The organism is Mycolicibacterium sp. MU0053 (genome assembly GCF_963378095.1).
GTDB lineage: Bacteria > Actinomycetota > Actinomycetes > Mycobacteriales > Mycobacteriaceae > Mycobacterium > Mycobacterium burgundiense.
The window spans coordinates 3,379,429-3,402,029 of the sequence record NZ_OY726397.1 but is presented as its reverse complement, the minus strand read 5'-3'; the positions used below and the strand labels follow the sequence as shown (position 1 = coordinate 3,402,029).

The following is a 22,601-nucleotide window of genomic DNA, read 5'->3' as shown; positions in this document are numbered from 1 at the left end:
CTTCAGGAGAAGGCTTACATGGCTAACTACACCGCTGCCGATGTCAAAAGACTTCGGGAGCTGACCGGCGCTGGAATGCTCGACTGCAAGAACGCGCTGGCTGAGAGCGACGGCGATTTCGACAAGGCCGTCGAGATCCTGCGCATCAAGGGCGCCAAGGACGTCGGCAAGCGCGCTGAGCGCGCCACTGCCGAGGGTCTGGTGGCGGCCAAGGACGGCGCGCTCATCGAGCTGAACTCCGAGACCGACTTCGTCGCCAAGAACGCCGAATTCCAGGAACTGGCCGGCCAGATCCTCGATGCCGCCGTGGCGGCCAAGGCGGGCGACGTCGACACGTTGAAGGCAGCCAAGCTCGGCGGGGGCACCGTCGAGCAGGCCGTCGCCGACCTGTCCGCCAAGATCGGTGAGAAGCTCGAACTGCGCCGCGCCGCGTACTTCGACGGCACGGTCGCGACCTACCTGCACAAGCGGGCGGCTGACCTGCCGCCGGCGGTCGGCGTGCTGGTGGAGTACACCGGTTCCGATCAGCAGGCCGCGCACGCCGCAGCGCTGCAGATCGCCGCGCTGAAGGCCAAGTACCTCACCCGTGAGGACGTGCCCGAGGACGTCGTGGCCAACGAACGGCGTATCGCCGAGGAGACCGCGAAGGCCGAGGGCAAGCCCGAGCAGGCGCTGCCCAAGATCGTCGAGGGTCGCGTCAACGGCTTCTACAAGGATGTCGTGCTGCTCGAGCAGGCGTCGGTGTCCGACAGCAAGAAGACCGTGAAGGCCCTGCTCGACGAGGCCGGCGTGACCATCACCCGGTTCGTCCGGTTCGAGGTCGGCCAAGCCTGAGACTTGAGCGGCGCACCCACCGCTCAATTGTGAAACCCCGCGCCATGCCGGCGACCCCGGCGGCGCGGGGTTTCGCCTATGCGCGGCTGCTAGCGTCGGGCGATGGCACACATGCAGGTCTTCGGCGACGACGCGCTGGGCGAACTGGACGCGGTGGCGGTGGCCGAGGCGATCGAGGCGGGCACGATCTCGCGGAGCGAGGCCATCGAGGCCGCGATCGACCGGACCGCCCGGGTGGATCCGGCATTGAACGCGTTGGCGGGCGAGTCCTTCGACCGCGCCCGGGCCCGCGCGAACCGCCCCTACGGCGGGTTCTTCGACGGGGTGCCGTCCGCGATCAAGGACAACTCGGATGTGGCGGGCCTGCCCACCATGAAGGGCAGCGACGCGTGGCGCCCGTTTCCGGTGGCCGCCGACGGCGACTTCACCCGGCTGTTCTTCGCGACCGGCCTCAACATCGTGGGCAAGACCCAGATGTCGGAGTTCGGCTTCAGCGCCAGCGCCGAACACCCGCGGCTGGGCCCGGTCCGCAATCCGTGGCATCCGCAGCACACCGCCGGAGCGTCCTCGTCGGGGTCGGCGGTGTTGGTGGCGACCGGTGCGGTGCCGATCGCGCACGCCAACGACGGGGGCGGCTCCATCCGAATCCCGGCCGCCTGCACCGGACTGGTCGGACTCAAGCCGTCCCGCGGCCGGCTGCCGTTGGAGGCCGAGCACGCCGAGATGCCGATCAAGATCGTCGCCAACGGTGTGCTGACGCGCTCGGTGCGCGACACCGCCGCGTTCTATCGGGAGGCTGAACGCGCCTGGCGTAACCGGAGACTGCCCGCGATCGGCGATGTCACCGGACCCGCCCATCAGCGGTTGCGCATCGCGGTGGTGACCCGGTCGATTCGCCGCGACAGCGCACCGGAGGTCCGCGAGGCGACGCTCAAGGCTGCGGCCCTGCTGGAGACCCTCGGACACCATGTCGAGCCGCTCGAAGAGCTACCGGTGCGGCCATCCTTCGTCGACGACTTCGTGCTGTACTGGGCGCTGCTGTCGATGGCGTTGGTGCGCGGTGGCCGCAAGAGGTTCGGGGCGAGCTTCGACCGAACCCGGTTGGACAACCTGTCGCTGGGCCTGGACCGGCATGCGGCCCGCAATCTGCATCGCATACCGACCGCGATCGCCCGGCTGGCCACCACGCGACGCAGCCTTGCCGCGGTGCACCGGCGCTTCGATGTGGTGCTCACCCCGACCCTGGCCCATGAGACCCCGCCGATCGGGGCGCTGGACCCGATGGCGGACTACGAGCAGGTCATCGACCGGCTCATCGACTGGGTCGCGTTCACCCCGTTGCACAACATCACCGGTGATCCGGCGATCTCGCTGCCGCTGGCCCAGTCCAGCACGGGGCTGCCGATCGGAATGATGTTCAGCGCGCCGCTGGGGCAGGATGCCAGACTGTTGGAGTTGGCGTTCGAACTCGAGGCCGCGGCCCCGTTCGCGCGGATTCAGGACAGCTGAGCGGGCTCGGGCGTCAGTTCCAGCACGGTGTCGGCCAGCGCGCCGATCAGGGTCCGAGTGTGGCTGACGACGACGACCGCGGCCTGTTCGGAGAGCCGGCCGAGGAGTTCGGTGATGTCCTCGGCGGCAATGGGATCCAGCATCGCGGTCGGCTCGTCGCACAGCAGATAGCGCGGTTGCTGCAGCAGCACCCGCGCCAGGCAGGCCCGCTGCAGTTGCCCGTCGCTGACCTGCGCCGGGTAGCGGTCGAGCAACGCGGTCGGCAGTCCGACCCGGTCGACGGCCTCGGCCGTGCCGACGGTGGCCCCACCGCGGATCCGGGCGGGCTCGGTGACGATCTGTTCCAGCGTCCAGCGCGGGTTGCACACCTGGCGGGGGTGCTGGGCGAGCATCGCCAGGGCGCCGGGTTCGGGCGCCGGGGACCCGGAGTAGCGGACCGTGCCCGCGTCCGGGGCATGCAGCCCGGCCAGTACCCGCAGCAGCGTGGTCTTGCCGCAGCCGGACGGTCCGCGCACCCCCAGGGTGTCCCCGGTGCCGACGCGCACGGTGACGTCGCGCAGCACGGGTTGGCCCGGGAAACTGACCGACACGCGGTCGGCGTGCAGGACCGCGACGCTCACAGCAGCGCCCCGGCGAAGAATCGGCCGGCGTAAGCGTCGGTGCTGCAAGCAAACTCACTGACCGGCGCGCGTCCTACGATGGTGCCCGCCCGCATCAGGGCGATGTCGTCGCACACCTGCGCCGCCAGCAGCGAGGGCAGATCATGGGTGATCACCAGCACGGCGACCCCGTCGGCGGCCACGTCGGAGAGCAGCTGCCAGACCAGCGCGGCATTGTCGGGATCCAGCGCCGAGGTCGGCTCGTCGGCGACCAGCACGTCGGGCCGTCCGGCCAGCGCCGCGGCCAGGGCCGCGCGCTGGACCATCCCCCCGGAGAGTTCATGTGGGTACCGGCTGCCGCTGGCCGCGGGCAGGTGTGCGGCGGCGAGCAGTTCGGCCGCCGTGCGGTCGGACCCGAGCAGTCGGCACACCTGTGCGAGTTGGCTGCCGATCGTGCTCACCGGGGTGAACGACGTCGCCGGTGACTGCGGGACCAGTCCGATCCGGTGCCCGCGCAGCGGTCGCCAGCAGCGCTCGCCGGCGTGGGCGAGGTCGTTGCCGTCGAACATGATTCGGCCGCGCACCCGCGATCCCGGCGGCAGCAGTCCGCACAGCGCCGCGGCGACCAGGGATTTGCCGCAACCGGATTCGCCGATGAGCGCGGTCACCGTTCCCGCGTTCACGCTCAGATCGACCTCGCACAGCGGTTGCACGCTGGGGGAGCGTCGGCCCGGCCGGGTCGCGATGTCGACGGTGAGTTGCTCCAAGGCGGCTATTGAGCCCATGGTTACCACACCTGTCCGGTTGGCGGGGAATTGCGTTGACGCAGCATCGATCCGGCTGCGGAGAAGGTCAGTGCGGTCACGATCAGGGCCGCGGCCGGGACCACCAGAGTCCACCAGGCGCCGGTCAGCACATCGCCGCGCGCCTGCCCGAGCAGCGTGCCCAGGCTGGCCTGTTCGGGGGACAGGCCCACCCCCAGGAACGACAACGTCGACTCGTGCCACACCGCATGCGGCAACAGCATCACCATGGCCACCACGGCCTGGCCGGTGACCGCGGGTAACAAGTGGTGGCGGGCGACGAACCAGCGCGAGGCCCCGGCCAGTCGCGAGGTCTGCACCCAACCCGCATCGGTCACCGCCAGCAACTCCGCCCGCACCACCCGGGCCACCGCGGGCCAGTGGGTCAGGGCGATCGAGGCGATGATGGCCAACGGCGCGCCGCGCCACATCGCGGCGATCACGATGCCCAGCACCAGATGCGGCAGCGCGTTGAAACCGTCGACCACCCGCATCACCACGGCGTCGAGCCAGCCGCCGACCAGGGCCGACGTGGTGCCGATCAGCACGCCGAGCACGGTGGAAATCAGCGCGCACACCGCGGCGATCAGCAAGGAGATCTGGAGGCCCTGCGCGCAGCGCACCAGCAGGTCGTGGCCGAAATGATCGGTGCCCAACGGATTTCCGGGTCCAGGTGGTCGCAACGCCGCGGCGAAGTCGGCGCCCTGTTCGCCGGCGAACACCGGGATCAGGACCGCGGCGAGCGCGATGAGCGCCAGCACGGCGACGGGCCATAACGAGGACAGCCGACGCGGCGGCGTGCCGGTGCGAGGGACGGTGATCATGCGCGCATCTCGATCCGGGGGTCCAGGGCCACCGCGGCCGCATCGGAGATCGCCGATCCCACCAGCACCGCGAACGCCGCGCCCACCGTCAGCGCCGCCATCAACGGGAAGTCCAGCGCCACGGCGGAATCCACCAGCACCGCGGCGACACCGGGCCACCCGAACACGGTCTCGACGATCGTTGCCCCGGCGATCAGTTCCGGCAGCCGGGTGCCCAGCAACGCCAACGTGGGAAGCACGGATACCGGCGCGATATGGGAGCGCAGCAACGGCCAGCCGTGCACGCCGCGGGCCCGGGCGGCCCGCACCGCATCGGATGCGCAGGCCTCCAACACCGCGGCGCGGGTGGTCAACAGCAGCCACGGGATCTGCGCGACGGTCAGTGCGATCAGCGGCAGCAACCCGTAGGTCAGCAGACCGGCGACGGTGTACTGGCCGCCCGGCGGTCGGGCCCCGGAGGTGGGCAGCCAATGCAGTCCGACCGCGAACACCGTGACCAGCGCCAGCGACACCACGAACGGGGGAACGGCGGCGAAGGTGACGGCGAAGCCGGTGCACAGCTTGTCGACGGGCCCACGCCGCATCCCGGCCAGACATCCCAGGGCGATGGCCAGCGCGGCGGCGATGATCAACGCCAACCCGGACAGCGCGAACGTGAACGGCATCCGTTCGGCCAGCACGGTGCTCACCGCTTGGGACTGGGTCGAGGACCAGCCGAGGTCACCGCGGGCCAGGCCGCCCAGCCACTGCCACCACGCCTGCCACCAGGGCTGGCCGACGTCGTAGGCGATGCGCAACTCCTCGCGCTGTGACGGGGTCGCGGTCTGATAGCGGTCGCCGAGGTAGGCCACCAGCGGATCGAACGGGGACAGCGAGGCCACCGCGAACATGGCCGCCGACACCGCGACCGTCACCGGAACGGCGATGGCCGCGCGGATCGCGAGCAACCGGCCCGCCGCGCCGAGCCGTTCGCCGCGCCGGGTGGCGAGGCGGTCGTCGACGGCGATCGCGGTCAACGCGTCCATGCGTTCAATCGCCACCAGGGGCCCCACGCGACACCGTGGGAATGCGGCTCGAGGATCGGTGCGCTCTGGTTCCAGCCCGACTCGCGGTAGCCGTAGGTGTGGTCGAGGAACGCCAGGAACACGTTGCTGGGTCGGCTCAGGTAGCTGGCCTGGACCTGCCGGTACAGCTCGTCCTTGGCCGCTCCGTCGGGCAGCTGCCTGGCCTCATCGAGCAGCTCGTCGAGTCCGGGGGAGGTGAAGTTTCCGGGATTGGCGTACGGCGAGGAGTTCGGCAGCCGGGTGTGCAACGTGTCGTACACCTGGGCATCGATGCTGTAGGGCGTCGAGCCGCCGCCGAGGAGCACCGCGGAACGTTCGAAGCTGGTGTCGATCTCGTCCCAGCTGGTGCCACGGGTCCGGACGGCGATGCCCAGCGGCTTGACGGCCGCCGCGAACGCGACGGCCAAATCCCGGCGCACGGTGTCGGCGGCGTTGTAGAGCAGCTCGAACTCGGCTCGCGCGCCGTCCTTTTCGCGGACTCCGCCGGGGCCGGGGCGCCAACCTGCGGCGTCGAGGAGTCCGGTCGCCGCCGCGGGATCGAAGGCGAAGACGGCCTGCGGGTTGTAGGCCGCGCCGTAGACGTCGGCCACCGGCGTATGGGCCGGGCGGCCGTAGCCGCTGAGCACGTCGCGGATCAGGGCGTGGCGGTCGATGCCGCGGTTCATCGCCAACCGGGCCTGCGGGTCCGCGGTGAAGGCGTTGCCGGCCGGGAAGGACACCCCGCGCCAGTCTGCCGACTTGACCGCCACCGTCGTGATGTCGTCGCCCTGCAGCGAGTCGATGAGCCGCGGCGGCAGGCTGACTCCGTCGACCTCGCCGGTGCTGAGCCGCTGCGCGCGCACGTTGTCGTCGGGGGTGTGGGTGTAGACGATCCGGGCGACCTGCGCCCGCTCGCCCCAGTAGTCGTCGCGCGCGACCATCACGGCCTGATCAGGTCGCAGGCTCTCCAACACATAGGGTCCGGTGCCGACCGGGGCGGTGTTCAAGGCCCAGTCCGCGGCCGGCTTGGCCTCGACCCGCTCCGCGGGCACGATCCCGGCCAGCAGGTAGGGCTCGGGGTTGGCGTCGGTGCGCATGGTCACGATCACCGCATCCGGTCCGTCGGCGGCCACGTCGGCGATCGCGTCGACGTTGGTGGAGATCTCGGACGCCACGACCGGGTCCTTGAGCGCCCCGTAGGTGGCCACGACGTCGGCCGAATCGAACGTGCTGCCGTCGGAGAACGTGACATCGGTCCGCAGCGGCAGCCGCCAGCGACGCGGCCCCACCGATTCGGGCGCACCCTCGGCCAGGGCCGGGACCAACTCGGGGATCAGCGCGTCGCCGTCGGCCGCCGGCCGCAGCAGGCCGTCATACAGCGGCGAAACCCCTTGCTCGCCATAACCGCTCACCGGATTGAAGCCGCCCAGCTCTTGGCCCTCGGCCAGCACGATCTGATCGGGCGGCGGCTCGGTCGCGCCGGCGCAGCCGGTCAGCAGCGCACCGATCGCCGCGAGGGTGACTATCGTTCGAGCCCGCATGCCGGCCTTCCGCTCATCTGTTCAGGTAGACAGGTGATGTTACCGCTGGGCCGCCGTCGGCGCCGCAGGCGCCCCGCCGCGACGCACCGCACAAACCCCCGCGGCCGAATCGGGCCTGGCGATGAGGCAGGATGGGCTCCAGCCGTCTCGGCCCGCCCGGGGTGGTGCTTCCGTGCAAGAAGAGCGCTTCCAGCCTGAGGGGGCCGACCATGACCGATGCCGCAGAAGTCCGCCCCAAATACCAGCGTGTCCTGCTCAAACTAGGTGGCGAGATGTTCGGCGGCGGCGCGGTGGGACTGGACCCCGACGTGGTGGCGCAGGTGGCCCGCCAGATCGCCGACGTGGTCCGCAGCGGCGTGCAGGTGGCCGTGGTGATCGGCGGCGGCAACTTCTTCCGCGGCGCCCAGTTGCAGCAGCGCGGGATGGAACGCAGCCGCTCGGATTACATGGGCATGCTCGGCACCGTGATGAACAGCCTTGCGCTGCAAGACTTCCTGCAGAAGGAAGGCATCGACACCCGAGTTCAGACCGCCATCACCATGGGACAGGTCGCCGAACCGTACATCCCGCTGCGCGCCCAGCGTCACCTCGAGAAGGGCCGGGTGGTGATCTTCGGCGCCGGCATGGGGCTGCCGTACTTCTCCACCGACACCACCGCCGCGCAGCGCGCCCTGGAGATCGGCGCCGACGTGGTCCTGATGGCCAAGGCCGTGGACGGCGTCTTCACCGACGATCCCCGGGAGAACCCGGACGCCGAACTGCTCACCGAGATCTCCCACCGTGAGGTCATCGACCAGGGGCTGCGCGTGGCCGACGCCACCGCGTTCTCGCTGTGCATGGACAATGGCATGCCGATCCTGGTCTTCAATCTGCTGACCGATGGCAATATCGCTCGGGCAGTCGCTGGTGAGAAGATCGGAACACTGGTCACCACCTGAGCACGGGTGCGATCAGGGCTGAACAGGAAGCGACGGGAGAAGATCAGGCGATGATCGACGAGGCACTCTTCGACGCCGAGGAGAAGATGGAAAAGGCCGTGACGGTGGCGCGCGATGATTTGGCGTCCATCCGCACCGGCCGGGCCAACCCGGGCATGTTCTCCCGCATCAACATCGAGTACTACGGAGCGATGACCCCGATCACCCAGCTGTCCAGCATCAACGTGCCCGAGGCGCGGATGGTCGTGATCAAGCCCTACGAGGCCTCGCAGCTGCGCAACATCGAGGACGCCATCCGCAAGTCCGACCTGGGCGTCAACCCCACCAACGACGGCAACATCATCCGGGTGAGCATTCCGCAGCTGACCGAGGAACGCCGCCGCGACCTGGTCAAGCAGGCCAAGGCCAAGGGCGAGGATGCCAAGGTCGCGATCCGCAACATCCGTCGCAAGGCGATGGAGGAACTGGCGCGGATCAAGAAGGACGGCGACGCCGGCGAGGACGAGGTGTCCCGGGCCGAGAAGGACCTCGACAAGACCACGCACACGTACACCGCTCAGATCGACGACCTGGTCAAACACAAGGAAGGTGAATTGCTGGAGGTCTGAGGCCTTTGGCAATTGTGCTCGTGGCAGAGACTGAACCCGGCCCGGCTTCCGGCGGGCCGCCCCCCAAGACGTCCCGGGCCGGACGGAACCTCCCCGCGGCGATCGCCGTCGGCGTCGCCCTCGGCGCCTCGCTCATCGCGATCCTGCTGTACGTGCCCTACGTGTGGATTCCGGTGGTCGCGGTCGCCATCGCGATCGCCACCCACGAGGTGGTGCGCCGGCTGCGCGACGGCGGCTATGCGATCCCGGTGCTGCCGCTGCTGGTCGGCGGCCAGGCCATGATCTGGTTGACCTGGCCCTTCGGCGCGGCCGGTGCGCTGGGCGCCTTCGGCGGCACCGTGCTGGTGTGTCTGGTCTGGCGGCTGCTGGCCCATGGTCTCAAGACCCCACCGCAGAACTATCTGCGCGATGTGTCGGTGACGGTGTTCCTGGCGGCTTGGATACCGTTGTGCGGCGCCTTCGGGGTGCTGCTGGTGTATCCGGCCGACGGCTGGGCCCGGGTCTTCTGCATGGTGCTCGCCGTGGTGTTCTCCGACATCGGCGGCTACACCGCGGGCGTGCTCTTCGGCAAGCACACCATGGTCCCGGCGATCAGCCCGAAGAAGTCGTGGGAGGGCTTCGCGGGGTCATTGGTGTTCGGCACCGCGGCGGCAGTGTTCGCGGTCGCCGTCCTGCTCGACAAGCCGGCCTGGATCGGCATCCCGTTGGGGATCATGCTGGTCATCACCGGAACCCTCGGCGATCTGGTGGAGTCCCAGGTCAAGCGGGATCTGGGGATCAAGGACATGGGCACCTTGTTGCCGGGCCACGGCGGCCTGATGGACCGGATCGACTCGATCCTGCCGTCGGCGGTGGCCACCTGGATCGTGCTTTCGCTGCTGGCCTGACACGCGCGTACCCGGTCCACGATTGGGTGCTGGCCGCCCTCAACCGGGATACTGGGCGGTGATGAAGCAGGAATTGGTCTTCGAGGCGCCGCGGCGGGCAAAGCCGCCGGCGCACTTCGCCGACCTGGATGCCGCCGCGCGCGCCGACGCCGTGGGCGAGTTGGAACTGCCGGCATTTCGGGCCAAGCAGCTGGCCAACCAGTATTACGGCCGGCTGATCGGCGATCCGCAGCTGATGACCGATCTGCCCGTCGCGGTGCGCGATCAGGTCGGTGCGGCGCTGTTTCCCACGCTGCTGAGCGTGGTCCGGCACATCGGCTGCGATGCCGGCGAAACGCAGAAAACCTTGTGGCGCGCCGCCGACGGCACGACGTTCGAGTCGGTGTTGATGCGCTACCCCGAGCGCAGCACGGTGTGTATCTCCTCACAGGCGGGCTGCGGGATGGCCTGCCCGTTCTGCGCGACCGGCCAGGGCGGTCTGACCCGCAATCTGTCGACCGCCGAGATCGTCGAGCAGGTGCGGTTGGCCGCGGCGACCATGCGCGACGACTTCGACGGGCGACTGTCGAATGTGGTGTTCATGGGGATGGGCGAGCCGCTGGCCAACTACAACCGGGTGCTGGCCGCCGTGCACCGCATCATCGACGCGCCGCCGAACGGATTCGGGATCTCGGCGCGGTCGGTGACGGTGTCGACGGTCGGGCTGGCCCCGGCGATCCGGCGCCTCGCCGACGAGCGGCTCGGCGTCACCCTGGCGCTGTCGCTGCACGCCCCCGACGATGAACTGCGCGACACCCTGGTGCCGGTCAACAACCGGTGGGCGATCTCCGAGACCCTGGCCGCGGCCCGCTACTACGCGGACGTGACCGGGCGCCGAGTGTCGATCGAGTATGCGTTGATCCGCGACGTCAACGATCAGCCATGGCGCGCGGATCTGCTGGGCAAGAAGCTGCGTGCGGCATTCGGTCCGTTGGTCCACGTCAACCTCATCCCGCTGAATCCGACGCCCGGCAGTCAGTGGGACGCCAGTCCCAAACCGGTGGAGCGGGAATTCGTGCGGCGGGTGCGCGCGCACGGGGTGTCCTGCACGGTCCGGGACACCCGGGGGCGCGAGATCGCGGCCGCCTGCGGCCAGTTGGCCGCCGAAGAGGGCTAGGCGCTCAGCGCAGCCAGCCGCGTCGGCGGCCGACCATGTCGCGGATCGTGATGACCAGCACGGCCACGGCGAACCCGATCACGAAGATGTTCTCCACGTTGCCGGGATGAGCGCCGTGCATCGTGGCGAGCAGGAAGATTGCGATGACGAAACCGGTGATGTGCCAGGTGCGGTGGTTGACCCGGCTCCAACCCCACTTCGCCGACGGCACGTCGGCGGGGTCGACGTCGTTGTCGTAGCGCTCAACTTCGGTGCTGACCATGGGAGACATTCTGGCATACCGGGTGCGGGCGTAGCTCAGCTGATGGACCCGTAGCGGCGCAGCGCCTCGCGGCGCGCCTCCCCGTGGTCCACGATGGGCGCCGGATAGGCCGGGGTGTCCAGCTCCGGTACCCAGCGCCGCACGTAGTCACCGTCCGGGTCGAACTTGGTGCGTTGGGCGTCGGGATTGAACACCCGGAAGTAGGGGGCGGCGTCGGTGCCGCTACCGGCGGCCCATTGCCAGCCATGCTGATTGCTGGCGATGTCCCCGTCGAGCAGCTGGTCCAGGAACCACCGGGCTCCCCATTGCCACGGCAGATGCAGATCCTTGACCAAAAACGACGCGGTGATCATCCGGACCCGGTTGTGCATGAACCCGGTCTGGTGCAGCTGCCGCATGCCCGCGTCGACGAGCGGAAAGCCGGTCCGCCCCTCCTTCCAGGCCTCGAACGTGCGCTCGGCGTCCTCGTCCCGGTCCACCTCGATGGCGTCGAAGGCCTGGTTGAAGTTCCACCAGGCGCTGCGCGGCCACTCGTGCAGCACCGCGGCGTAGAAGTCCCGGAAGGCCAGCTCCCGCAGATAGGCGCGGGGCCCGGCGGCCGCACCGGTGAGGTCGGCGGCCAGGGTGCGGGGATGGATGTTGCCGAAGTGCAGGTAGGCCGACATGCGGCTGGTGGCGTCCAGGTCGGGGCGGTTCCGCGCGTCGGCATAGGCGGGCAGGTGCTGTTCGACGAAGTCCGTCCACCGCGTCCGCGCGGCCCGTTCCCCGGCGGGAATGCTCAGGGTGCTGCCGGGATCGGGGATGTCGTGGTTGCGCTCACCGGTGTCGGCGGGATCAATCCAGCGGGCGGCGGCGGCCGCCGATTTCGCCGGCGGGCGCCACCCGTGCTCGACCCAGCGCCGGTGGTAGGGCGTGAACACCCGGTAGGCCGTGCCGTCGTTCTTTCGCACCCGCCCCGGTGCAATCAGGTACGGCGAGCCGGTCGCCTCGAGCGCGATGTCACCGAGCGCGGCGCGCACCGCGTCGTCGCGGCGGGTACCGAACGGGGTGAAGTCGGCGCTGACGTGCACGGCGGATGCGCCAACTTCTTTGGCCAGCTTGGGGATTCGATTCTCCGGGCGCCCCCGCAGGATCAGCAGCCGACTGTCGAGGCCGGCCCGCAGTTCACGCAGCGAGTCGTAGAGGAACTGACGCCGACGCGCACCGGCCGTGGCCAGCCGCGGATCGAGGACATAACAGGCCAGCACCTGGGCGTCATCGGCCGCGGCCGCCAGCAGGGCCGGATGGTCGGCCAGCCGGATATCGCGGCGGAACCAGAGCAGATGAACCGGCGTCGCCATGTCGGTCATGCTGCCCTGATTCCGCCGCGCTCAAACCCGACGACCGGCTCAGTTGGCCGGCGGCATCAGCACGGTGTCGATCAGGTAGACGGTCGCGTTGGCGGTTTGCACGCCACCGCAGACCAATCCGGCATCGCCGATCATCAGGTCGTCACCCGCGCCGGTGACGGTGACCGGAGCGCCCTGAACGGTCTGATGCTCACCGGGGACCTGGTCCGGGGCGGCCTGGCCGGGCACCACGTGATAGGTAAGGATCGACGTCAACAACTCGCTGTCGGTCTTGAGGGTCTCCACGGTGGCGGGATCGAGTTTCCCGAAGGCCTCGTCGGTCGGCGCGAAGACGGTGAACTCGCCGCCGTCAAGGGTCTCGACCAGGTTCACCTCGGGGTTCAGCTGACCCGACAGGGCCGAGGTCAGCGTCGTGAGCAGCGGGTTGTTCGACGCCGCGACCGTCACCGGGTCCTGCGCCATGCCGGCCACCGAGCCGGGGCCGGACGGCACCTGTTCGGCGTAGGCGGCGCACCCCGCGCCGACCAGATTGCTTGCCGGCGCCGACATCTCGGTCGACACCGGTGTCATCATCGCCGAGGTCGCGGCGGACATGTCCGCGGCAGCCGACGGCGAGGTGTCGGTCTCGGTGGCGCCGTCGGAGGAACACGACGCCAGCCCGAGCGTGGCCAGGGCGGCAAACCCGACCGTAATCGTCTTGATCTGAATCGACTTCATGGGTGCAGACTCCTTCGTCCGTCAGTGGTGAACTACACCCAGCATTCGGAGCCGACGGCAATCCGGACTTGTCCGAAAAAGATTCGCGTCACAAACGCGTCATGAAGAGCGGGCGCGCAGGGCCCGATACGCCGCTCGGCCGACGATCTCGGCCAGCTCATCGGGCTGCCAGTCGGAGTCCTCGGCGAGCATGGTGCGCGCCGAGGTCTCGCAGATTCCGAGGAACAGATCGGTCAGTACCGGCAACACCCGCTCGAGGTCGTCGACCTGCCAACGTTGCAGCAGCGGACGCATGACGGTAGCGGTGTGTTCGCAGAGTTGGCGGCGACCGGCCGAGATCGCCTGGGCCAACACCGGATCCGGATCGTTGGTGAAGATGATGCGCCAGGACGCGGGACGGTCGCGGACATCACCGAGCAACGAGCGGAAACCCTCGACGAACATCTCCTCGACCGAACCGGTCTTCAGCGGCGGCAGGATCGCGAGCAGCCGACTCAGCGCGACCTCGGTTTCGCGTTCCAGCAGGGCGGCCAGCACGTCGCCGCGGCCGGGGAAGCAGTCATAGACCACCGGGCGGCTGACGCCCAGGTGGGCGGCGATGTTGCCCATCGTGATGTGCGCCAGGCCGCGGTCGGCGGCGATCTCCAACGCGGCGTCGAGCACCTGCGGGCGGCGTCGCTGCGGGCCCAGGTGCTCGGCTCGGGCCCGGGCACCGGTGCGGCTGCCGTTCACCCGACCGTGCCCAGGATGGGTTGCGACTCGACGATGCCTTCGTCGCTGGGGGCGGCGCCGGCGTCGAACACTCGCTGCTGCTGCCGGGCGCGCAGTCCCTGATGGGCCGCGCGCGGATTGTCGTATCCGAAGCGGGCCTGCGCGACGCGCGGCGTGGTGGTGACCGGATTGATCGCGGGCACCGAACGCAGCACCCGCGCGGCGACCGGCACGGTGGTGGGGGACAGCAGTTGCAGCAGGATCAACTGCAGCCGGGTGCTCAGGGCCACCGCCGCGAACGCCACCCGCAGCGGCGGCACCGCCAGGGCGTCGAGCACGCGCGAGGTGGACAACCCGGCGAGCTCCCGCATCCAGCGCGGCATGGTCGCCAGCGTGCCGCGCCGCAGGACCGCGGTGGCAACCCAGGTGGCGGGCCGCAGCACCCGCGGCATCTCCGGCAGCATCACCTCGGCGCGCAGCAGGTGCTTCATGGCCCGCTTGGCGATGTCCGAGCCGATCAGCTCCGGCCGCATCCGATCGAAGTAGTCCTGCACGCCCTCGCGGGTCCGCGGCACGTCGGCGGGATCGCAGGTCTGCAGTTCGGCGGCCACCGCACAGTCGGCCCAGTAGCGGCGTTCGTCGTCCTCGGAAAGCGGGCCCGGACCGTACTTCTCATAGGCCTTGAGGATCGAATGCCAGGCGGTCAGGTGAATCCAGAGCTGCGAATCCGGATCGTTGGCGTCGTAGCGCCGACCGGTGACCGGATCGGTACCGATGGCCTTGGAATGGATCTTGACCAGGACGTCGGCGGCCTTGGTGGTCGACCGGCTGTCGTCGAACGCGACCATCGCGAAGTAGCGCAGCGTCCGGTCGTACCGGGTGCGGGGCCGGCGGTAGATCTCATGGGTTTGGTCGACGGCGGCAACGAGGGCCGGGTCGAGCTCTTCGACGACCACGGCGCGCTGAAAGCCGATGGTCAGGGAGGTGGGGTAACTCCAGACCCGCCAGGTGACGGAGTCGGGACCGAAGAATCCGTAGTCCTCGGCCGGGGTCGGCTCCGGCGCCGCTGTCAGCTCGGAAAACCAAGCGCGAAAAGTACTCATGGCCCCAGTTTCCTACAGAGTGTCTGATTTTCCAACACCTTGTAGGAAATGCCGATGCGGTTTCTCGCGCCGGCAGGCGGCACAATGGATTCGTGACAGATGAGCGCCTCAAGGTCTTGATCCTCGGCAGCACCGGGTCGATCGGCACCCAGGCGTTGGAGGTGATCGCTGCCAACCCCGACCGTTTCGAGGTCGTCGGGTTGGCCGCCGGCGGCGCCAACATCGATCTGCTGGCCGCCCAGCGGGCCCAGACCGGCGTGACGAACGTCGCCGTGGCCGACGAGGCCGCCGCGCAGCGGCTCGGGGATGTCCCGTATGCCGGGCCCGACGCCGCCACCCGCATCGTCGCGGACACCGCCGCGACGACCGGGGTCGATGTCGTCCTCAACGCGCTCGTCGGCGCACTGGGGCTGCGGCCCACCCTGGCCGCGCTGGGCTGCGGGGCCCGGCTCGCCCTGGCGAACAAGGAGTCGCTGGTGGCCGGCGGTCCGCTGGTGCTCGCCGCGGCCGCACCCGGACAGATCGTGCCGGTGGATTCGGAGCACTCCGCGCTGGCCCAGTGCCTGCGGTCGGGACGCGCGGACGAAGTGGCCCGGTTGGTGCTGACGGCCTCCGGCGGGCCCTTTCGCGGCTGGGCCGCGGCCGACCTCGAGTCGGTCACGCCCGAGCAGGCCGGCGCGCACCCCACCTGGTCCATGGGACCGATGAACACCCTGAACTCGGCCTCGATGGTCAACAAGGGCCTCGAGTTGATCGAGACACACCTGCTGTTCGGGATCGACTACGACCACATCGACGTCGTGGTCCACCCGCAGTCGATCGTGCACTCCATGGTCACCTTCGCCGACGGGTCGACCATCGCCCAGGCCAGCCCGCCGGACATGAAACTGCCCATCTCGCTCGCGCTCGGCTGGCCGGACCGGGTCGCCGGTGCGGCGCCCGCCTGCGACTTCAGCACCGCCTCCACCTGGGAGTTCGAGCCGCTCGACAACGCGGTGTTCCCCGCCGTGGACCTCGCCCGCGCGGCCGGTAAGACCGGCGGCTGCCTGACCGCGGTGTACAACGCCGCCAACGAAGAGGCCGCCGCGGCCTTCCTCGCCGGGAAGATCTCGTTCCCCGCGATCGTCGACACCGTGGGTGAGGTAGTACACGCCGCAGGTCAATGGGCCGCGGAACCGGCTACCGTTGACGAAGTACTCGACGCGCAGCACTGGGCCCGACGTGAGGCACACGCAGTGTGGAAGAGAAACGCCCCACAGGAGGTTCTGCCCGCCCGATGATGTACGTACTTGGCGTGGTGCTGTTCGCCCTGGCCATTCTGGTCTCGGTGGCCCTGCACGAATGCGGTCACATGTGGGTGGCGCGTGCCACCGGGATGAAGGTGCGCCGCTACTTCGTCGGCTTCGGGCCGACGCTGTGGTCCACCCGTCGGCCGAATCGGCTGGGAGAGACCGAATACGGCGTCAAGGCCGTGCCGCTGGGCGGGTTCTGCGACATCGCCGGGATGACCGCGGTCGACGAACTGGATCCCGCCGATCGGCCGTATGCGATGTACAAGCAGAAGGTGTGGAAGCGGGTCGCGGTGCTGTTCGCCGGGCCGGGCATGAACTTCGCCCTCGGCCTGGTGATCATCTACGTGATCGCGATCGTGTGGGGGCTGCCGAACCTGAGCCAGCCCACCACCGCCGTCGTCGGCCAAACTCTCTGTGTCGCATCGCAAATCGGTCCGCAAGAGATGGGTGAGTGCTCGGGCCCGGGCCCCGCCGCGCAGGCCGGGATCCAGGCCGGCGACGAGGTGGTGAAGGTCGCCGGCACCGAGGTCGACACGTTCGCCGACATGGCCGAGGTCATCCGGGGCCTCGACGGGCCGGTGCCGATCGTGCTCAAGCGCGACGGGCAGACCGTCGAGACCATCGTCGACGTCGTCCCGACCCAGCGCTACCTCAGCTCCGATGCGACCGAGCCCAGCACCGTGGGGGCGATCGGCGTCGGAGCGCTGGAGCCCGAACCGTTCGTCCAGCACAATCCGCTCACGGCGGCACCGGCCACGGTCGCGTTCACCGGCGAACTCGCGGTTCATCTGGGCAAGGCACTGATCAACATCCCCACCAAGGTCGGCGCGCTGGTGGACGCCATCGGCGGCGCCGAACGCGACCAGGACACGCCCATCAGCGTGGTGGGTGCCTCGCGCATCGGCGGCGAGACCGTCGAGCACGGCGTCTGGATGGCGTTCTGGTTCTTCCTCGCGCAGCTCAACTTCGTGCTGGGCGTCATCAACCTGGTGCCGCTGCTACCGTTCGACGGCGGCCACATCGCGATCGCGACCTACGAGAAGATCCGGGACATGATCCGCAAGGCCCGCGGCAAGGTCGCCGCAGGTCCGGTGAACTACCTCAAGCTCATGCCGGCGACCTACGTAGTCTTGATAGTGGTGTCCGGGTACATGCTCTTGACCGTCACCGCCGACGTCATCAACCCGATCACCCTGTTTTAGCTAGAAGAAGGGGACTCCTCATGTCCATCGGTTTGGGGATGCCTGCGCCGCCAGCGCCCGTCCTGGCGCCCCGACGCAAGACCCGACAGTTCATGGTCCGCGACGTTGGCGTGGGCAGTGAGCACCCGATCTCGGTGCAGTCGATGTGCACCACCAAGACCCACGACGTCAACAGCACCCTGCAGCAGATCGCCGAGCTGACCGCCTCGGGCTGCGACATCGTCCGGGTGGCCTGCCCGCGGCAGGAGGATGCCGACGCGCTGGCCACGATCGCGAAGAAGTCGCAGATCCCGGTGATCGCCGACATTCATTTCCAGCCGAAGTACATCTTCGCCGCCATCGACGCCGGCTGTGCGGCGGTGCGGGTCAACCCCGGCAACATCAAGGAATTCGACGGCCGGGTCGGGGAGGTGGCCAAGGCCGCCGGCGCGGCGGGCATCCCGATCCGCATCGGGGTCAACGCCGGCTCGTTGGACAAGCGGTTCATGGAGAAGTACGGCAAGGCCACCCCGGAGGCGCTCGTGGAGTCGGCGCTGTGGGAGGCCTCGCTGTTCGAGGAGCACGGGTTCGGCGACATCAAGATCAGCGTCAAGCACAACGATCCGGTGGTCATGGTCGAGGCCTATGAGCAGTTGGCCGCCCAGTGCGACTACCCGCTGCATCTCGGTGTGACCGAGGCCGGGCCGGCCTTCCAGGGGACCATCAAGTCCGCCGTCGCATTCGGTGCGCTGCTGTCCCGCGGGATCGGCGACACCATCCGGGTCTCGCTTTCGGCGCCGCCGGTCGAGGAGGTCAAGGTCGGCAACCAGATCCTGGAGTCGCTCAACCTGCGGCCCCGCGGGCTGGAGATCGTCTCGTGCCCGTCGTGCGGGCGCGCCCAGGTCGACGTGTACACGCTGGCCAACGAGGTCACCGCCGGGCTCGAGGGCATGGAGGTGCCGCTGCGGGTGGCGGTGATGGGCTGCGTCGTCAACGGGCCCGGCGAGGCCCGCGAGGCCGACCTCGGCGTCGCCTCCGGCAACGGCAAGGGCCAGATCTTCGTCAAGGGCGAGGTGATCAAGACCGTGCCCGAGGCCATGATCGTCGAAACCCTCATCGAGGAGGCCCTGCGGATCGCCTCGGAAATGGGCGCGGCACCCGGGGACGCGGGAACTCCCAGCGGTCCGCCGGTGGTGACCGTAAGCTAGTGGCGCGCGGCCCTCGCCGATGGCCGCAGTCGTAGAGAGAGTGCCAATGTCGGCTCCGCCGCTCTTTCGCCTGAGCGAAGACCGTCAGGTGGCCGTGGTGCGCGATGCCGCCGCGGTGCGCCGCGTGCTCGACGCCGACCCCGTCGTCTCCTGCATGGTGGCCGCGCGCGTGGCCGACTACGGCGTGGATCCGACCGCGATCGGCGGCGAACTGTGGACCCGGCGGCACCCCGAGGAATCGCTGTGTTTCGCCGGCGCCAATCTGATCCCGCTGCGCGGCAGCGTCGCCGATCTGACGGCCTTCGCCGAGAAGGCGCTCAGCGGGGCGCGCCGCTGCTCCTCGCTGGTCGGACCCGCCGAACTGGTGCTGCCGATGTGGCAACGGCTGGACGGGGCCTGGGGTCCGGCGCGCGATGTGCGCGAACAGCAACCCCTGATGGCGCTGAGCACCGCGCCGAGCAGCCCGGTAGATCCCGCGGTGCGCCGGGTGCGCCTCGACGAACTCGACGCGTACCTGATTGCCGCGGTGGACATGTTCATCGGGGAGGTCGGAATCGACCCGCGCGTCGGCGACGGCGGCCGGGGCTACCGCAGGCGGATCGCGAACCTGATCGCCGCGGGCCGCGCCTGGGCCCGCTTCGAACACGGCGAGGTGATCTTCAAGGCCGAGGTCGGGTCCCAGTCCCCGCACGTGGGGCAGATCCAGGGGGTGTGGGTGCACCCGGATCGGCGCGGCCACGGGCTGGGCACGGCCGGGACCGCCACCGTGGGGAAGGCCCTGGTGGCCGGCGGTCGGATCGCGAGCCTGTACGTCAACAGCTACAACACGGTCGCGCGCGCGGCCTATGAGCGCGCGGGCTTCACCGAGGTGGGTACCTTCGCGACGGTGCTGCTCGACTGAGCTGGGCGCCCCGACGGCCACCTCCGCGGCGAGATTGCCTTCAGGGCGCCGACATTGCGCTGCGGGTGCAAATGCGGCCTCGATCACGCCTCAGGTGCAATGTCAGGGCCGTCAGTGCAATCTCGACGCCTCGCCGACCGGCGCGCGGTGTCGCTACCCGATTAACCGTCGTCACCGCTCTAACATCAGTCCCAATGGTCACAATTAGATCAACAGTCACACGCATCGGCGCGGGCGTGCTAGCGGCGTTGCTGGTCGCGGCGCTGCCGTCCTGCACCCCGCGGCCCGACGGCCCGACGCCCGCGGCCGAAGCGTTCTTCGCCCAGTTGGCGGCCGGCAACACCTCCGCGGCGGCCGACCTGTCGGATCGCCCGGAGGAGGCGCGCGCCGCCCTGAATGCGGCCTGGTCGGGACTGCAGGCCACCGGGCTGGACGCCGAGGTGCTGGGCTCGCGGTTCACCGAGGACACCGGCGCCGTGCACTACCGCTACAGCTGGCACCTGCCCAAGGACCGCACCTGGACCTATGACGGCGAGCTGAACCTGGTCCGCAACGAGGGCAAGTGGGAAGTCCGTTGGACCGCAACGGGTTTGCACCCCAGGCTGGGGGAGAACCAGAGTCTGGAACTGCGCGGGGACCCGCCGCGGCGCGCCTCGGTGAACGAGGTCGGCGGCACCGATGTGCTGGTGCCGGGCAACAAATACCGCTACGCGATCGACGCTCGCGAGGCCGGGCTGGAGTTGATGCCGACCGCGCGCGCCGTCGTCGATGCGCTGCGACCCTTCAACGACACCCTGGACCCGCAGCGGCTGGCCGAGCGGGCCAGCGCCGTCGCCACCCCGATGGAACTGGCGACCCTGAGCAAGGACGACCACGACCGGGTCAAGCCCGCGATCGGACATCTGCCCGGCGTGGTGGTGACCCCGCTGGCCGATCTGCTGCCCACCGACCCCACCTTCGCGCCGGCGATCATCAACGAGATCAAGAAGACCGTGATCAACGACCTCGACGGGGAGGCCGGCTGGCGCGTGGTCAGCGTCAACCAGAACGGCGTCGACGTGGGTGTGCTCAGCGAGGTACCCGCCGAACCGGCACCCTCGGTGTCGATCACCCTGGATCGCGCGGTGCAGAACGCGGCGCAGAACGCCGTCAACGGGCAGGGCCGCAAGGCGATGATGGTGGTGCTGCGGCCCTCGACCGGCGACATCCTGGCGGTGGCCCAGAACGCCGCCGCCGACGTCGACGGGCCCACCGCGACCATGGGCATGTATCCACCCGGCTCGACCTTCAAGATCATCACCGCCGGTGCGGCGATCGAACGCGACATGGCCACGCCGAACACGCTGCTGGGGTGCCCGGGAACCATTGACATCGGGCACCGCACCGTCCCCAACTACAACCGCTTCGATCTCGGGACCGTGCCGCTGTCCAAGGCGTTCGCCAATTCGTGCAACACCACGTTCGCGGAGCTGGCGAGCCGCATGCCGCCGCGCGCGCTGACCACCGCGGCCGCCCAGTTCGGCATCGGCCCCGACTACATGATCGACGGCATCATGACCGTCTCCGGCTCGGTGCCGCCCACCGTCGATCTGGCCGAACGCACCGAGGATGGCTTCGGTCAGGGCAAGGTGCTGGCCAGCCCGTTCGGGATGGCAATGGCCGCGGCGACGGTCGCGGCGGGCGCGGCCCCGGTCCCGCGGCTGATCCTGGGCCGCTCCACCGAGATCATCGGGGAGCGCCCGCCGGTGGGCCCGGACCAGCTCGAGGGGCTGCGGTCGATGATGCGCATGGTGGTCACCAACGGCACCGCCAAGGAACTCAACGGCTACGGCGACGTGCGCGGGAAGACCGGTGAGGCCGAGTTCAACGGCGGTTCGCACGCCTGGTTTGCCGGCTATCGCGGCGACATGGCGTTCGCGGCGTTGATCGTCGGCGGTGGCAGTTCGGAGTACGCGGTGCGGATGACCAAGCAGATGTTCGACAGCCTGCCGGACGGCTACCTGACCTGACCTGGCGCGCCCGTTCCGGGTGCGCCCGTAAACTGGGGCACGCCATGTCCGAAATCGATCACCAACCAGCCCCGATGCGGATCTCCGATGCCGATCGCAACGGCACGCTGCGCCGGTTGCACAACGCCGTCGCGCTCGGGCTGATCGACATCGAGGAGTTCGAGGAGCGCTCCGCGCAGGTCTCGGTCGCGCGACTGCGTGCCGAACTCGATGTGCTGGTCGACGACCTGCCCGGGCCGGGGGCGATCGTCACCTCGGCCACCGACCGGGTCGAACTGCGCGGCGTCATGGGTTCGCTCAAGCGTCACGGCGAGTGGGCGGTGCCCACCAGGTTGGCCCTGGTGCGGCGGATGGGCACGGTGAACCTGGATCTGACCCGCGCCCGGTTCGCCGGTCCGATCGTGGTCATCGAACTCGATCTGAAGTTCAGTTCGCTGGATCTGCGGCTACCCGACGGGGCCAGCGCCTCGATCGACGACGTCGAGGTCATCGTCGGCAGCGCGAACGACTATCGCACCGACGCCCCCGGCGAGGGCCGGCCGCACGTGGTCCTCAGCGGCAAGGTGGTGTGGGGTTCGGTGGACATCCGCGGACCCCGCAAGGGTTGGCGGCTGCGCCGCGGAATCCGCTGATTCTCAACGCTTGTCGAGGACGGCGAAGCTCAACGTCGCCCGCGCCGCCAGCCGATCGCGAGCCACATCGGTGACATCGACGGCGGTCACGATCAAGCGCCGCCCGGCCCGCACGATCGTCGCCTCGGCCCGGGCGGGTCCCTCCACGACCGGGGCGAGGTAGTGGATGTTCAGGTCGGCGGTGGTCACATCCTGGTCGGGTCCCACGTTGCGGCCGGCCAGCACCCCGCCGGCGATGTCGATCAAGGTGGCGATGAGGCCGCCCTGCAGTGCGCCGCGGACGTTCGCCAGATCGGGGCGGTTGTCCATCTCCATCACGACGCGTTCGTCGGTTTCCACCGCGGTGCGGTAATCCAGCAGGTGGAGCAGGTGCACGGTCTCGGTCACCGACCTACGGTAGCAGCGCTCTCGCCAACGGAGATTGTGATTCTCGCTACCTCGGCGGCGCGCGGCGCTCCGGCGCGTCGGCACCCGGGACGCCCTGCGACTACCCT

General features: G+C 69.6%; 23 protein-coding genes. 12 read left to right on the top strand and 11 right to left on the bottom strand.

Features of this window, described 5'->3' with window-relative positions; genetic code table 11:
- The first annotated feature begins 18 nt into the window (after positions 1-18).
- Together tsf and RCP80_RS15965 are read left to right on the top strand one after the other, a co-directional pair.
- Positions 19-834 (top strand): translation elongation factor Ts, encoded by an 816-nt coding sequence (gene tsf, locus RCP80_RS15970; RefSeq protein WP_308478604.1) that lies wholly within the window; start codon positions 19-21, stop codon positions 832-834.
- 102 nt (positions 835-936) lie between these two features.
- A complete protein-coding gene (locus RCP80_RS15965) occupies positions 937-2,343 on the top strand; it encodes an amidase (protein ID WP_308478603.1) in 1,407 nt (468 codons plus the stop codon).
- Here the strand turns inward: RCP80_RS15965 and RCP80_RS15960 are convergent.
- The 5 genes from RCP80_RS15960 to RCP80_RS15940 are packed head-to-tail and all read right to left on the bottom strand — an operon-like array spanning position 2,331 to position 7,153.
- Entirely contained in the window at positions 2,331-2,933 is a 603-nt protein-coding gene (locus tag RCP80_RS15960) for an ABC transporter ATP-binding protein (RefSeq protein ID WP_416223204.1), read from the bottom strand. The genes RCP80_RS15965 and RCP80_RS15960 overlap by 13 nt on opposite strands.
- Before the next feature lie 26 nt (positions 2,934-2,959).
- Positions 2,960-3,727, bottom strand: coding sequence for an ATP-binding cassette domain-containing protein (locus tag RCP80_RS15955; protein WP_308478601.1), 768 nt, complete (start codon positions 3,725-3,727; stop codon positions 2,960-2,962).
- 2 nt (positions 3,728-3,729) lie between these two features.
- Positions 3,730-4,569, bottom strand: coding sequence for an ABC transporter permease (locus RCP80_RS15950; RefSeq protein ID WP_308478600.1), 840 nt, complete (start codon positions 4,567-4,569; stop codon positions 3,730-3,732).
- Positions 4,566-5,609 carry an ABC transporter permease gene (locus RCP80_RS15945; protein WP_308478599.1) on the bottom strand — a complete coding sequence of 348 codons (1,044 nt, stop codon included), beginning with the start codon at positions 5,607-5,609 and terminating at the stop codon, positions 4,566-4,568. Before RCP80_RS15945 ends, RCP80_RS15950 begins: the two co-directional genes overlap by 4 nt.
- A complete protein-coding gene (locus tag RCP80_RS15940) occupies positions 5,582-7,153 on the bottom strand; it encodes an ABC transporter substrate-binding protein (protein WP_308478598.1) in 1,572 nt (523 codons plus the stop codon). The genes RCP80_RS15945 and RCP80_RS15940 overlap by 28 nt, the downstream gene beginning before the upstream one ends.
- 209 nt (positions 7,154-7,362) lie before the next feature.
- Here RCP80_RS15940 and pyrH point away from each other — a divergent pair, with 209 nt between their 5' ends.
- The 4 genes from pyrH to rlmN all read left to right on the top strand — a co-directional run bounded on the left by pyrH (position 7,363) and on the right by rlmN (position 10,742).
- A complete protein-coding gene (gene pyrH, locus RCP80_RS15935) occupies positions 7,363-8,091 on the top strand; it encodes a UMP kinase (RefSeq protein ID WP_308478597.1) in 729 nt (242 codons plus the stop codon).
- Positions 8,092-8,141: 50 nt separating this feature from the next.
- Complete coding sequence (gene frr / locus RCP80_RS15930; protein WP_308478596.1) at positions 8,142-8,699, top strand: ribosome recycling factor; 558 nt, start codon at positions 8,142-8,144, stop codon at positions 8,697-8,699.
- A 20-nt stretch (positions 8,700-8,719) separates the two neighbouring features.
- Positions 8,720-9,586 carry a phosphatidate cytidylyltransferase gene (locus tag RCP80_RS15925; protein ID WP_373693358.1) on the top strand — a complete coding sequence of 289 codons (867 nt, stop codon included), beginning with the start codon at positions 8,720-8,722 and terminating at the stop codon, positions 9,584-9,586.
- A gap of 61 nt (positions 9,587-9,647) precedes the next feature.
- A complete protein-coding gene (rlmN, locus tag RCP80_RS15920; protein ID WP_308478595.1) occupies positions 9,648-10,742 on the top strand; it encodes a dual-specificity RNA methyltransferase RlmN in 1,095 nt (364 codons plus the stop codon).
- Positions 10,743-10,746: 4 nt separating this feature from the next.
- Here rlmN and RCP80_RS15915 read toward each other — a convergent pair whose 3' ends face one another.
- The 5 genes from RCP80_RS15915 to RCP80_RS15895 form a co-directional block, all read right to left on the bottom strand.
- Complete coding sequence (locus tag RCP80_RS15915; RefSeq protein ID WP_308478594.1) at positions 10,747-11,004, bottom strand: DUF2631 domain-containing protein; 258 nt, start codon at positions 11,002-11,004, stop codon at positions 10,747-10,749.
- Positions 11,005-11,039: 35 nt separating this feature from the next.
- Entirely contained in the window at positions 11,040-12,344 is a 1,305-nt protein-coding gene (locus RCP80_RS15910) for a cryptochrome/photolyase family protein (RefSeq protein ID WP_308478593.1), read from the bottom strand.
- A 48-nt stretch (positions 12,345-12,392) separates the two neighbouring features.
- Positions 12,393-13,070, bottom strand: a complete 678-nt coding sequence (locus RCP80_RS15905) for a fasciclin domain-containing protein (protein ID WP_308478592.1) — start codon at positions 13,068-13,070, stop codon at positions 12,393-12,395.
- Positions 13,071-13,169: 99 nt separating this feature from the next.
- Positions 13,170-13,802, bottom strand: a complete 633-nt coding sequence (locus RCP80_RS15900) for a TetR/AcrR family transcriptional regulator (RefSeq protein WP_308478591.1) — start codon at positions 13,800-13,802, stop codon at positions 13,170-13,172.
- Positions 13,799-14,884 carry an oxygenase MpaB family protein gene (locus RCP80_RS15895; RefSeq protein WP_308478590.1) on the bottom strand — a complete coding sequence of 362 codons (1,086 nt, stop codon included), beginning with the start codon at positions 14,882-14,884 and terminating at the stop codon, positions 13,799-13,801. The genes RCP80_RS15900 and RCP80_RS15895 overlap by 4 nt, the downstream gene beginning before the upstream one ends.
- A 92-nt stretch (positions 14,885-14,976) precedes the next feature.
- On the opposite strand from RCP80_RS15895, the gene dxr reads away from it, so the two are divergent.
- From dxr to RCP80_RS15865, 6 genes are all read left to right on the top strand, one after another.
- Complete coding sequence (dxr, locus tag RCP80_RS15890; RefSeq protein WP_308478589.1) at positions 14,977-16,164, top strand: 1-deoxy-D-xylulose-5-phosphate reductoisomerase; 1,188 nt, start codon at positions 14,977-14,979, stop codon at positions 16,162-16,164.
- Positions 16,161-17,378: a M50 family metallopeptidase gene (locus RCP80_RS15885; protein WP_308478588.1), complete on the top strand. Its 1,218-nt coding sequence runs from the start codon at positions 16,161-16,163 to the stop codon at positions 17,376-17,378. The genes dxr and RCP80_RS15885 overlap by 4 nt, the downstream gene beginning before the upstream one ends.
- 20 nt (positions 17,379-17,398) lie before the next feature.
- Entirely contained in the window at positions 17,399-18,565 is a 1,167-nt protein-coding gene (gene ispG, locus RCP80_RS15880) for a flavodoxin-dependent (E)-4-hydroxy-3-methylbut-2-enyl-diphosphate synthase (protein WP_308478587.1), read from the top strand.
- A 46-nt stretch (positions 18,566-18,611) separates the two neighbouring features.
- Positions 18,612-19,466, top strand: a complete 855-nt coding sequence (locus RCP80_RS15875) for a GNAT family N-acetyltransferase (RefSeq protein WP_308478586.1) — start codon at positions 18,612-18,614, stop codon at positions 19,464-19,466.
- A gap of 194 nt (positions 19,467-19,660) precedes the next feature.
- Positions 19,661-21,475: a penicillin-binding transpeptidase domain-containing protein gene (locus RCP80_RS15870; protein ID WP_308478585.1), complete on the top strand. Its 1,815-nt coding sequence runs from the start codon at positions 19,661-19,663 to the stop codon at positions 21,473-21,475.
- Positions 21,476-21,519: 44 nt separating this feature from the next.
- Complete coding sequence (locus tag RCP80_RS15865) at positions 21,520-22,107, top strand: DUF1707 SHOCT-like domain-containing protein (RefSeq protein WP_308478584.1); 588 nt, start codon at positions 21,520-21,522, stop codon at positions 22,105-22,107.
- Between the two features lie 3 nt (positions 22,108-22,110).
- On the opposite strand, the gene RCP80_RS15860 is transcribed toward RCP80_RS15865, so the two are convergent.
- Positions 22,111-22,494 carry a PaaI family thioesterase gene (locus RCP80_RS15860; RefSeq protein WP_308478583.1) on the bottom strand — a complete coding sequence of 128 codons (384 nt, stop codon included), beginning with the start codon at positions 22,492-22,494 and terminating at the stop codon, positions 22,111-22,113.
- Between the last annotated feature and the right edge of the window lie 107 nt (positions 22,495-22,601).